The sequence below is a fragment of the Adhaeribacter sp. genome, assembly GCF_057359045.1.
Map to the genome: position 1 here is coordinate 1 of NZ_JBMQUD010000087.1, position 12584 is coordinate 12584.

A 12584-nucleotide genomic window follows, 5' to 3' on the forward strand; every position below is an offset into this window, starting at 1 on the left:
CTTTTATTTATTCCAATAGATAAATCCGGCAATAAACCGGCCGGTCCGGCCCAGGTAGTGCTGGATGGCTGGGGCATTAACGATACCCACGAAATACTGAATAATTTCCGGTGGGGACCCGATGGCTGGCTCTACGGCACGCACGGCGTATTTACGCACTCCAACGTAGGCGCACCGGGCACTCCAGATAACCAACGCACTAAATTAAACGCCGGGGTATGGCGCTACCACCCCACCTCTAAAAAGTTTGAGTTATTCTCCGAAGGTACCAGTAACCCCTGGGGAATTGATTGGAACGACTATGGCCACGCCTTTGTAACGGTTTGCGTTATTCCGCACATGTTTCACATGATTCAGGGCGCGCGCTACCACCGGCAGGCCGGCCAGCATTTTAACCCCTACACCTACAACGATATTAAACAATCCGGCGACCACGTGCATTGGATCGGCGACCGGGGCCCGCACGCCGGCAACAACCGCTCCGATGCCAAAGGCGGCGGCCACGCCCACGCGGGAGCCATGATCTATTTAGGCAACGAAAACTGGCCTCAGGAATACCGCAACCGCATTTACATGAATAATATACACGGCGCGCGGGTAAACGTAGATAAACTCAACCGCAAAGGTTCGGGTTATTCGGTTAGCCACGACCCGGATTTTTTACTTACCAACGATAGCTGGTCGCAGTGGCTGAATTTCCGGTACGATGGCAGCGGCTCGGTGTACGCCATAGATTGGTACGATAAAAACCAGTGCCACAGCTCCAACCCCGATGTGCACCAGAAAACCATGGGCCGCATCTTTAAAATAGGCCACGAAACCGATAAATATACGAAAGTAGATTTATCCAAGGCATCGGATATGGATTTGGTGAAATACCAATTGCATAAAAACGAATGGTATGTACGCACGGCCCGGTTGATTTTACAGGAGCGCGGCCCGAACAAAAAAGTACACAAAGCCCTGAAAAAAATATTAGCCGAAAACCCGGATGTTACCCGCAAGCTGCGAGCTTTATGGGCCTTGCATGTTACTAAAGGACTGAACGAAAAAGAGCTGCTGAATTTATTAAACTATGAAAGCGATTATATCCGGAGTTGGGCTATTCAGTTACTGGCAGAAGACAAAAACCTGTCGGATGCTGCCCTGAAACGTTTTGCCGCGCTGGCGAAAACCGATAACGCGGCGGTGGTACGCTTGTACCTGGCCTCGGCTTTGCAGCGGACGGCCCCGGAAAAACGCTGGGAAACCCTGGAAGCCCTGATGCAGCACAGCGCAGACAAAGACGATCATAATTTGCCTTTAATGCTTTGGTACGCTTATGAGCCAGTCATCCCGACAGATATAAACCGGGCTACCGATTTGGCCCTGAACGCCAAAGTTGCCCCTATCTTAAATTATACCATTAAGCGGCTGGGAGAGATGAAAACGCCGGCAGCGGAGAAAGCTTTGCAAAGCCTGCAACAACGCCTACAAAAAACCGAACACAACCACCAGCATCACGAAGCATCAGCTTTAATTCAAAATTTGCTGGAATCTAAATAGAATATTTTCTGCAGCAGTTAGATTTATATTACCTCTAAATAAAGTTAGTTTGAAAGTATATTTGGCTAACTTTATTTTTGTAGGCTAGAAAGTAATTACGGTTATTAAGTAGTTGGCAGCAATAAGAATGAAAAAACATCTTTTCCTATTTTTAATTATTGCTAGTTTATTAGGTTGTGTTCGGAATAATGCAAGGCCAATATTCGATTCTATAGACCTGTCCTATAGTAATGGCTGGGAATATGGATTCAGCCTAAATATAGACTCGAATAATATTGTAAGGAAATGCGATTATAAAATCATCAACAAAATTGAATCTATAAAATGCTACTGCGATACATTAAGCCACGAATCCACTGATTCTCTAAATTATTTCATAAGTAAACTAAAGGATAACAAACCTGATTCATTATATACAGGAAATTGTCAGGATTGTAGCTGGTATCTGATTAGTGTTAACTTTGATAGCAATAATTTAAAGACGGAAATCGTAGGGAATAAGCATAAAAATGTGATAGCTAGTTTAGGGCAATTTATTTTGAAACGCTCCTACAGCATGAGGAACAAAGTGGATACAACATATTCTTTTAAATACACTGCAAATTTAATCCAGACTCCGCCACCAGATACTTTAAAATAGAACTTACAACTGCCAACACAAACTAAAGCACATTAAAACGTGCACTAGCAGCGGCCCGTTGGCAAAAAAAATCAAAACATAAACATAAGGATTATCTGTTTCGTCCTATGGCTATCAGAAAGAAAAACACCCGCCTTATTGAATGTGCTGGAAGAAAATTTAGATGGAAGATTTCCCCCTATTCCCATTTTATAAAATTTATTGCCGAAAGTGAGGAGAATAGCGGAAGAAAAATAGAAGTATGCGTTCAATCTGACATTAACCGTTTTTGGGTGGAATTTCCTTATGTTTCAGGATTGACTTTGAAAGTTGTCAAGCCAGAAGATGCAGCTTCATTTATTTCACAAGCATTAAGTAACGGTTGGAATCCAGAAGAGAAAGGAAGCACAATCAAATATAGATTAATCGGAGAAGTGCTTAAACGAGAAGAGAAGAATTAATAGTAAAATACTACTTCTGCCACTATTGTGTAGACGGCATCATTGGCCGACGACCTCGCCTCCTTTTATACAAGTACGTTGTACTGTATTGAAGAATAATTTGAAAATTGAAAATGGATAAGTCAATTGAATTTGTTAGTTGGAAGGAGGATGATTCAATTGAAATACAATTGGAACCTGAAGCTTTTGTTTTTATAGTTCAACCAGGAAGTGTTCTGAAATTTGAACCTGTAAATCCATCTGATGATTTTAAATGGGCTTTAAGAATTAATCATAACGAAAAAGGAGTTCAGCTCTTTCCTGACGGAAAAAGTTATGAAGGAATTAATATCTATGAGGATAACAAACTTAGAGAAGATTGGTCAAAATTATACTCATTATAGAAGACAAAAAAGTAAAAAACAATACACCCTACAACAGAACCTAAAAGGTAGCCGGGTATTCACGGATCGATGTTGTATCTTTCCTAAGCTTCTGTCAGGTTAATTTCTGGTGAAAGCACCCAGCAAGTTCAGTGGTTTTAGCCGTTTTATAAATTTCGAAATAGCATTAAAGCATTTGCTGTTTAAAATTCTAAAAGATTATACTTCTATTCACCTCTATCTGATAACATGCTCTACAAACTACCTGCGCTTTTAGATAATCTAGTAAAAAAGCAAGCCTGGCCGGTTCAGGTATTTTTATTCTTGAGTATTGCGGCTGCAGGTTGTGTTTCGTCGGGAAATAATAAGCCCGGTAAAAATGGCGTATCGGGCAGCGAAATAACTTTTACGAAAGAAATCTTAACTGATGTTTTTATAGCCGAAGGCGTAGCCGTGGGCGATGTAAACCGCGACGGCAAAACCGATGTGTTGGCTGGTGCTTATTGGTTTGAAGCGCCCACCTGGAATAAACACGAAATTACCCAACCCCAAACTTTTTACTACGACAAAGGCTACAGCAATGCATTTGTAAGCCACGCCATGGATGTAAACCTGGATGGTTGGGTAGATTTTGTCCGGATTGGTTTTCCGGGCAAAGAGGCCGTTTGGTACGAAAATCCGCAGAAAAAAGGCGGGCACTGGACTGAGCATAAAATACACGATGCAGTTGGCAACGAATCGGCGGGTTTTGCCGATGTAGACGGCGACGGCAAAATGGATTTATTAGGCGGTAATTCGGCGAACGGGCAAATGAACTGGTTTAAGGCCCCGGTATCGCGCGACAATTTAAACTGGCAAAAATTTACCATTAGCCAGGAAAAAAGCCCCGGCTCGGAGCCCTTCTCGCACGGCTTGGGCTTTGGTGATATTAACCGCGACGGTCGCGCCGATGTAATCATTAAAGAAGGTTGGTGGGAAGCCCCGGTTAACCGCTTACAATCCGACTGGACTTTTCATGCGGCAAACCTGGGAGAACCCTGCGCCCAAATGTATACCTACGATTTTGACCAGGACGGCGACCAGGATGTGGTTTCTTCGTCGGCGCACAAATTAGGCATTTGGTGGTACGAGCAAACTCGCAACGAGCAGGGCACGGTGCAGTGGAACCGGCATATTATTTCTGAACAATTTGCTCAAACCCACGGCCTGGAAATGCAGGACATGAACGATGATGGCTACCCCGATTTAATTACTGGTAAAAGATATTTTGGCCACATGGGTAAAGACCCCGGTGAGCTAGAACCGCCGGTGTTGTACTGGTTTGAGTTAAAGCCCGGTAAAAACCCTACCTGGGTGCCGCACGAAATAGACAACGCTTCTGGCGTAGGTGTGCACGTACTGGTACAGGATATTAACCAGGATAAATTAAAGGATATTATAATCGCGAATAAAAAAGGCGTTTTTGTTTTTAAACAACAGCGGAAATAATATTCTGGTAAATATTATAACTAAAAGTCCACTTCAGCTAAGCTAATTTCAATCTGGAAAACAATAATTCACCTACTAAGCGATAGGCAAATTGGTGAATTATTGACCTTTGATTACACCTATACATTAAACCTGTTTCGTAAATCAAGATTGGCAAATAATTTAACTCTGGCCGTAGTGGACTAGGAAAGAAAAAGGCAAAGGCTTATGGATTGGCGGTGATAACACCACCAATGGCAGTGGATTTTTCGCTTTTTCACTTATACTAAACAGCTTCATTATTTAATATATTGATTGCTAATATTGTATTGGCCTTAACTTAATGCTTTACCACAAATTAGTAAGTAGCCCGGCCACCCGATAAGTCGAAGGTAAAGGCGGTCGTAAAGCTGTTCTGCGGCGAAACAATATAGGCCACTAAATTAGCTACTTCTTCGAGGGTGCCGCAGCGTTTAGCCGGAATTTTATCGGTCATGTAGGTTACCTGCTGGTCGGGCATGGCGTCTACCAATGGCGTACGAATTACCGCGGGCGCTAAGGCATTTACCGTAATACCGGTTTCGGCGTACTCTTTGCCTTGTACTTTGGTCATGGCAATAACGGCCGCTTTAGAAGCCGAATAAGCTAACATGCCGGCATTGCCTTCTTTACCCGCAATAGAAGCAATGTGCAACACCCGGCCGTAGTTTTGCGCGAGCATAAAAGGCAAAACGTATTTAGAAGTAAAATAAGAGCCAAAGTAATTTATATCAAAAACCTGCCGGATATTATCAGTCTCGGTTTCGTGGCTTTTAATATTTGTAGCACCCGTAATGCCGGCGCTGTTAACTAAAATATCAATGGTGCCAAAATCAGCAGCAACTTGACTAATGATATTTTTAACCTCCTGCTCGTTGGTAATATTTACCGGGTAAATCTTAGTGGAAGCTGGTAACTGCTTGGCCTCGGCAGTAAGTTTTTCGGCATTCAAATCCAACAAGGCCAATTTAACCCCTTCTTGCGCCAGTTTTTGCGCAATGGCTTTTCCTAAACCAGAAGCGGCGCCGGTTATAACGGCTACTTGGTCTGTATATAATTTCATGAAGCAAATAATTATTTAATTCCAGGCTGTTTGTAAAAAGCGCAGCCAGTTTTTATGAAAAATATTTTCGATGTCTTCGGTGGTGTAACCGCGCCGGGCTAACAAACCAGCTAGGTTTTGCAAATCGGCAATCGTATCTAAATCGTACGGCGATTGTTCGGTGCCATAGCCGCCATCCAGATCGCTGCCAATGGCAATGTGCCGGCTATTACCTGCTAATTGGCAGATATGGTCGTAATGATCAATTAATTTTTCCAGGTTTACGCCTCTTTGTTGGGGCGTATCTACGCCTCTTACCCAATCGTTGGCCAGCATCCAGGTATCTAAAACACCGCCAATAACCGCTCCACGCTGTATTAGTATTTTTATTTGGTCGTCGGTAAGCTGGCGCTGGTTATTTACCAGGCTGCGGCAGTTATGGTGGCTGGCCCAAACGGGTCCTTTAAATAAATCGGTTGCTTCGGTAAAGCCTTCGTCGGTGAGGTGGGTTACATCCAGAATCATGTGGAGGTTGTCCATCTCTTGCAGCAATTCGCGGCCAAAGGGGGTTAAGCCACCGCTTAAACCGGTGCCGGGTGCATAACGGCCGGGACCATAATGGGCGGGGCCGCAGGCACGTAAGCCATAAGCATACGCTTGGTACAAGTAAGAGATATTTACCAGCGAATCGGCGCCTTCCAGGCTTAAAATATACCCAATGGGTTTAGATGTTGCCGGAGCCGCATTGTTCAGCCACAAATCTAAATGAGAATTTAACCCAGTCAGATCAGTTATTTGCACCAGTTCGCCTTGCTCTTCTAAAGCACGGTACCAGGCTAGTTGCGCCTGCGTAATGCCCCAGGCAATTTCCGGCGAATGCCAACCCGGTAAATTATTGGTTTTATCAACGTAGCGCGCAATTTGGGTAGCCACTACCAAACCAATATTGCCCTGGCGCAGCTCGGGTAAAGCTACGGTACCTTTGCCCCGGTCGGGCTTATCGGTTAAACCGGTTTCCCGCTCCCTGATTGCCATAACTGGTTTCCGTAAATCCCGGTTCCATTCAATGGCGTTCATGCTCAAATCCAGGTGGGCATCAAATATAAAAAGAGGCTTATCGGTCATGGGTTAATTTTCGTTTGAATTTTCTTTTTGGGCCGCTAGTTTTTTGTCAACAATATCAACCGGGTATTTTAAAGCCAACCGTCTGATTTCGTAACTAAATTCTTCAAAGGTTTCTTTCCACATTTGGGCTTGTTCGGGCGTATAATCGTAAAAACCCTGCGCATTTAATACCCCTTTGCCTCCGGCTTTTACCACATCGTCGATTAGTTTAGGACCCGTGGTTTGGTTATTTAGCGTTGGAAATAAATCCTGCATTACAGTGTGGTACGCCGGTACACCGGTCAAATCCATCCACCGGAAAACCCCCACCAAGGTCATCCAGTAACCCGGATTATTGCGGCAGGCCCGGTCAATGTCTTCGATGGTGGCATAGCCGTTTTCTACCAGGTAAAAGGCTTCGCGGTACATGGCGTAATTTAGCCGGTTGGTAATAAAACCCCGGATATCCTTCCGGACCAAAGTAGCCTCTTTTCCCCATTTGTGCGATAAAGCGTAGAGCCACTCAGCTAGTGTTAAGTCACTTAAATCGCCGCAAATAATTTCCAAGAACCGGGTAGTGTGCGAGGGTTCGGCCCAATGTAAACCCAAAAAGCGATTAGGTAACTGGGTTTGCTTTTGTAAAATACTAATGGGTATGGCCGAGGTATTGCTGGTAATTATGGTGCCGGCGGGTACCACTGCTTCTATTTTGCCATACACCGTCTTTTTTATTTCTAAATTTTCGATGGTGCATTCAATTACCAGTTGGCAATCTTTTAGTAAAGAATAATCTTGGGTAAGGGTAAGGTTTTTTAAATGATCTTCCGGCGACAAACGGGTTAAACCCTCTTCTTTTGATTTAGTAAGGTGTTCGAGAATGCGCGGTTGGGCCGTTTCTAAGTCTACCGGAATAGGTGCTACGGCAATTACCGGGTGGCCTGCCATTAACAAACAAGTGGTAATACTACAGCCCATCAGCCCCAACCCCACCAGGCCTACGGGCACAGCAGCGGGTTGGATATTTGTTAAATCCATAAGATAAATTTATTTATAACCCAGGTAACAGGCATTGCCTTACCCTTACCTAATAATATTATTTATTTAGCATCCGGAATCCGGACGATGGCATCTATTTCTACTTTAATATTATTACCTAAAACCGATTGTACGGTGGTACGGGCCGGTTTAATGTTCGGGAAATAAGAAGCGTACACCACATTATAGCGGCCAAAATCGTTAATGTCGCTTAAATGAACGGTACATTTCACAACATCATCTAAAGAACAGCCGGCGGCTTCGCAAATCCGTTTTATATTGTGCAGCGTTAAATGGGTTTCTTCTTCAATGGTGCCCAGTACAAATTGGCTGGTTTTAAAATCAACGGGCCCCTGACCACTTACAAATAATAAATTATCTACTACTACTCCGTCCGAAAAGGCACCTGTCGAAAAATTTTGGTCTGCTTTATCCGGATGTTTGATTTGTTTTTTTGCCATAATTATTTGTTTTAATTGGTTTAATCGCTTCTTTTTTTGCGCCTGAATGTATGAATCAGGAATATTCTGGCTCAAAAGTAAAAATATTGTTGAGTTCTTTTGCTTCTATTTTAAAAAAGGCTGGTTCTTCGTTCTTATCTTTTTAAGTTAAAAATTTAATTTAAAGAGTAGCCGACTTTGGCTTAGGGCTCATTGCATTTATAAATAATAACCAGAAAATATTTATAATGAACGGCTTGTAATGGCGGTAAAATAATTTTTTAAGGATATATTACTCGGCACAATCTTAACGCTTCTGTTTTAAATAATTTTCTGTTTTAAACACCTTTTATATTTATTTACTGCCCAAACAATATTTAAGCCTAAACCTTTACCTAAGCAGCCCTCTGTTCCGGCACGGGTTAAGATTGTGGCCGGCAATTAAAGTAGATATTAAAAATTTATGGATAAAAACTTTTACAAACCTACTCTGGGTCTGATAGATGCCACCATGGTAGTAGCCGGCAGCATGATTGGTTCCGGAATATTTATTGTGAGTGCCGATATTATGCGCAATGTGGGCAGTTCGGGGTGGTTGCTGGCAGTTTGGGTAATTACTGGTTTTATGACCTTAACTGCGGCTTTGAGTTACGGCGAATTAAGTGCCATGTTTCCGAAAGCCGGTGGCCAATATGTTTATTTAAAAGAAGCGTACAACCCATTAATAGGTTTTTTGTACGGCTGGAGTTTTTTTACGGTAATCCAAACGGCTACCATTGCCGCCGTAGCCGTAGCCTTTGCCAAATTTACCGCTTACCTATTACCCCAGTTTAGCGAAGATTTAATTTTGCTGGATCTGGGTTTTCTGCGCATTTCCTCGGCCCAATTGCTATCAATAGTGGTTATTGTATTGCTAACCTATATAAATACACGGGGCGTAAAAAGCGGCAAAATTATCCAGACTACTTTTACCATAACCAAGTTATTGAGCTTATTTGGCTTAATTGTTTTTGGTTTACTCGCTTTTAAAACAGCGGTATGGGAAGCTAACTGGCAAAACGCCTGGCAAATGCGGCCTTTGCTAAACCCCGGCAACTTTGGCGACAATTATTTACCGTTAGCTGCCCTGGGCGCCATTGCCGCGGCCATGGTGGGTTCTATCTTTAGCAGCGATGCCTGGAACAACGTTACTTTTATTGCCGGCGAAGTAAAAAACCCGCAGCGCAACATTGGGTTAAGTTTATTTTTAGGTACCCTGATTGTAACCGTTATTTACACCATTACCAATGTGATGTACCTGGCGGTTTTACCACTTTCGGATATTGCTTTTGCCGAGAAAGACCGGGTGGCCGTAGTTGCTTCACACATTATATTTGGCTCCGGTGGCACCATTATTATTGCGCTCATGATCATGATCTCGACGTTTGGCTGCGACAATGGCTTAATATTGGCAGGAGCCCGGGTTTACCATTCCATGGCCCAAGATAAGCTCTTCTTTAAACAAGTAGGTACTTTAAATAAAAATGCAGTTCCGGCGGTGGCTTTGTGGCTGCAGTGCTTGCTGGCGTGTGCCTGGAGTTTAAGTGGCCGGTACGGCGAATTGCTGGATATGATTTCTTTTGTGGTAGTTGGTTTTTACCTGCTAACCATTGTGGGTATTTTTATTCTGCGGTTTAAACGCCCCGATGCGCCTAGGCCATACAAAGCGTTTGGCTACCCGTTTTTACCTTTGGTTTATATATTGCTCGCGTTTGTATTTTGTGTGCTGCTAATTATGTATAAACCCAAGTTTACCTGGCCCGGATTAATTATTGTGCTGCTGGGTATTCCGGTTTATTACTTTACAGTAGCTAGAACCAAAACTACCCGCGACAAATCTTTAGAATAGGGTTGAATTTTAGCTGATATATTATTTATCCATATGAAAGATAATTATGAGTACTTACCGATAAAATTGGCAGGCAATTCAATCTAAAAACGTTGTTCGCTTAGAAAATAATTTGCCAATAATTTTTGAATAAATTAAGTCCTGATTTATTCAGGTTGAAATATTAATCATGCCTTTCAATTTTAATTTAAAGAAAATTTGAATTTATTTTTCAGTATAAATTTATCAGTTGTTTTTTTGCTAATAATACCAAGAAGTTTTACGTCCGATTTTACTCTTTTTATTAAGATAGATTAAGAAGTCTATCTGCTACAATGTTCTGTTAAGATTTAATGTAATTACCACCTGCTACTACCCAAATAGAATTTCAACTTTAACCATATAAATAGAATTACAGCATCTTAAACCTTACTTATGAGCAACCCGATCCTGACCAGTAAACCCACCTCCACCCTTGGTACTTTATTTAGCATACCCGTTATTGTAGCGGCCTTGGGGTATTTTGTAGATATTTATGATCTCTTGCTTTTTGGTATTGTGCGGTTGCCCAGTTTACAATCTTTAGGCCTTTCCGAAGCGCAGATTTCGGAAGTTGGTACCAGCATTCTGAACTGGCAAATGACCGGGTTATTATTGGGCGGCATTTTGTGGGGTGTTTTGGGTGATAAAAAAGGGCGTTTATCGGTGCTGTTTGGGTCTATCTTAACTTACTCGCTGGCCAATATTGCCTGCGGCTTTGTGCAAGACCCAACTATTTATAAGCTTTTACGCTTTATTGCGGGCGTGGGCCTGGCCGGCGAATTAGGTGCCGGTATTACTTTGGTTTCCGAAATATTACCCAAGCATTTGCGTGCCATTGGTACGTCTTTGGTTGCCGGTATTGGTTTACTGGGGGCGGTAGTTGCTTATTTTACCGTTGAGTTTTTTGATTGGCGCACCGCCTATTTTGTAGGTGGTGGTATGGGCATAACCTTGCTTTTACTCCGCATTGGCGTTTTCGAATCCGGCGTTTTTGAAAACGTTAAATCGCAAAAGCATGTGCAACGGGGTAATTTTTTCTCTTTGTTTACAAATAAAAGCCGTTTAGTTCGTTACCTGAAATGCGTAGGTATTGGTTTGCCAACCTGGTTTGTAATTGGTATTCTGGCTACTTTTAGTAATGAATTTGGCGCTGCTATGGGCATTGCTGAGCCCATTAAACCCGGCTTATCTATTATGTGGTGCTATGTTGGCCTATCTATCGGCGATTTAGCCAGCGGGTTTATTAGTCATGCTTTAAAATCCCGGAAAAAAGCAGTTTTGGTTTTAATGGTTTCTACCTTGCTGCTTACAGTAGTTTACTTTTTTGGCGGCGTAAAAACCTCTTTTATGTTCTATGCCTTAATGCTTTTTCTGGGCATAGGTATTGGTTACTGGGCCATGTTTGTTACTATTGGCGCCGAGCAGTTTGGTACCAATTTAAGAGCTACTGCGGCTACCACTATTCCGAACATGGTGCGGGGCACCGTAGTGGGCATGACAACTTTATACTTGTTTTTTAAAGGGTCTTTTTCGGTTATTGAAGCTGGCGCTATGGTGGGGGTTATTTGTTTTATTATTGGTTTATATTCTACGCTTACCATTCCGGAAACCCACAACCGCGATTTAGATTTCTTAGAAGAATAAATTTTAAATTTATGGCTCCTGGCGAGCGATAAAATCTAAAAGAAGAAGGCCACTACTAAAGTGGCCTTCTTCTTTTAGATGCAAAATTAATTTACAAAAATATTTAAGCGCTTGCCTATTTAGCTAAAACTTCTTCTGAAAGCAAAGAGGCCGAAGCTTCGTCTAAATAAAAACTACAATTAGGATGTAATTGTAAAATACTGGCTGGGTATAAGTTACTTACCGGTTGTTCCAAACTGTTTTTAACCGCTTCGGCTTTGCGTTGGTCGGGCACAGAGCAAATAATGTGTTTGGCTTTAAGTATTTGTTTAACCGACATGCTAATGGCTCTTTGGGGTACCTCCTCGATAGAATTGAACCAGCCTTCGTTAAATTGCTGCTGCCGGCATTGTTGGTCCAGGTCTACAATCAGATAAGGTCTTTCGGTGTCAAAATCGGCTGGCGGATCGTTAAAAGCCAAATGGCCGTTTTCGCCAACTCCTACCAGTGCCACATCTATTGGGTTTGAACTAATTAAATCTCCTAAACGCGCACATTCGGCCTCGGGGTCATTTTCGCCGTTTACCAAATAAGCCGCTTTTAAGGTCGGTACTTTATCTAAAAACCGTTCTTTTAAATATTTCCGGAAGCTGGCTTTGGCCGTATCCGGTAAACCAATGTATTCATCCAGGTGGAACATGGTTACTTTTCCCCAATCAATATCCTGCTCAGCTACAAGCTGGTTTAAGGTTTCGAACTGGCTCGTGCCGGTGGCCAATATTACATTGGCATAGCCTTGGTTAGCAATAAATTCCCGTATTAATTCGGCCGCAGCGCTTCCTGCTGATTTACCCAGTTCGCCCGGATTTTTCAGTACGTTTATTTCCATCTTATGAATTATTTTTATTAATGTTATTCTTTACTGTTTACTTGGTTTT

11 protein-coding genes are annotated in these 12584 nt (G+C 42.5%); 6 read left to right on the forward strand and 5 right to left on the reverse strand.

The features are described from left to right. The 4 genes from ACO1R6_RS13475 to ACO1R6_RS13490 all read left to right on the forward strand — a co-directional run. A partial coding sequence (locus ACO1R6_RS13475; protein ID WP_486265381.1) for a PVC-type heme-binding CxxCH protein occupies positions 1 to 1545 on the forward strand: 1545 nt, incomplete at its 5' end. A gap of 747 nt (positions 1546 to 2292) precedes the next feature. Then, positions 2293 to 2625, forward strand: a complete 333-nt coding sequence (locus ACO1R6_RS13480) for a hypothetical protein (RefSeq protein WP_486265382.1) — start codon at positions 2293 to 2295, stop codon at positions 2623 to 2625. 113 nt (positions 2626 to 2738) lie between these two features. Beyond that, positions 2739 to 3008 carry a hypothetical protein gene (locus tag ACO1R6_RS13485; protein ID WP_486265383.1) on the forward strand — a complete coding sequence of 90 codons (270 nt, stop codon included), beginning with the start codon at positions 2739 to 2741 and terminating at the stop codon, positions 3006 to 3008. Positions 3009 to 3236: 228 nt separating this feature from the next. Then, a complete protein-coding gene (locus tag ACO1R6_RS13490) occupies positions 3237 to 4475 on the forward strand; it encodes an FG-GAP-like repeat-containing protein (RefSeq protein WP_486265384.1) in 1239 nt (412 codons plus the stop codon). A 337-nt stretch (positions 4476 to 4812) separates the two neighbouring features. Here ACO1R6_RS13490 and ACO1R6_RS13495 read toward each other — a convergent pair whose 3' ends face one another. The 4 genes from ACO1R6_RS13495 to ACO1R6_RS13510 form a co-directional block, all read right to left on the reverse strand. Continuing rightward, positions 4813 to 5556 (reverse strand): SDR family NAD(P)-dependent oxidoreductase, encoded by a 744-nt coding sequence (locus tag ACO1R6_RS13495; RefSeq protein ID WP_486265385.1) that lies wholly within the window; start codon positions 5554 to 5556, stop codon positions 4813 to 4815. 15 nt (positions 5557 to 5571) lie between these two features. Next, entirely contained in the window at positions 5572 to 6660 is a 1089-nt protein-coding gene (locus tag ACO1R6_RS13500) for a dipeptidase (RefSeq protein ID WP_486265386.1), read from the reverse strand. 3 nt (positions 6661 to 6663) lie between these two features. Continuing rightward, complete coding sequence (locus ACO1R6_RS13505) at positions 6664 to 7674, reverse strand: 3-hydroxyacyl-CoA dehydrogenase family protein (protein WP_486265387.1); 1011 nt, start codon at positions 7672 to 7674, stop codon at positions 6664 to 6666. A gap of 62 nt (positions 7675 to 7736) precedes the next feature. Continuing rightward, positions 7737 to 8135, reverse strand: a complete 399-nt coding sequence (locus tag ACO1R6_RS13510; RefSeq protein ID WP_486265388.1) for a RidA family protein — start codon at positions 8133 to 8135, stop codon at positions 7737 to 7739. Positions 8136 to 8577: 442 nt separating this feature from the next. Here ACO1R6_RS13510 and ACO1R6_RS13515 point away from each other — a divergent pair, with 442 nt between their 5' ends. Both ACO1R6_RS13515 and ACO1R6_RS13520 read left to right on the forward strand, forming a co-directional pair. Beyond that, positions 8578 to 10002, forward strand: coding sequence for an APC family permease (locus ACO1R6_RS13515; protein WP_486265389.1), 1425 nt, complete (start codon positions 8578 to 8580; stop codon positions 10000 to 10002). A gap of 414 nt (positions 10003 to 10416) precedes the next feature. After that, the gene (locus ACO1R6_RS13520; RefSeq protein ID WP_486265390.1) at positions 10417 to 11667 is read left to right on the forward strand and encodes an MFS transporter; all 1251 of its coding nucleotides are present in this window, start codon (positions 10417 to 10419) and stop codon (positions 11665 to 11667) included. A 115-nt stretch (positions 11668 to 11782) separates the two neighbouring features. Here ACO1R6_RS13520 and ACO1R6_RS13525 read toward each other — a convergent pair whose 3' ends face one another. After that, complete coding sequence (locus tag ACO1R6_RS13525) at positions 11783 to 12535, reverse strand: glucosamine-6-phosphate deaminase (protein WP_486265391.1); 753 nt, start codon at positions 12533 to 12535, stop codon at positions 11783 to 11785. Positions 12536 to 12584: the final 49 nt, after the last annotated feature.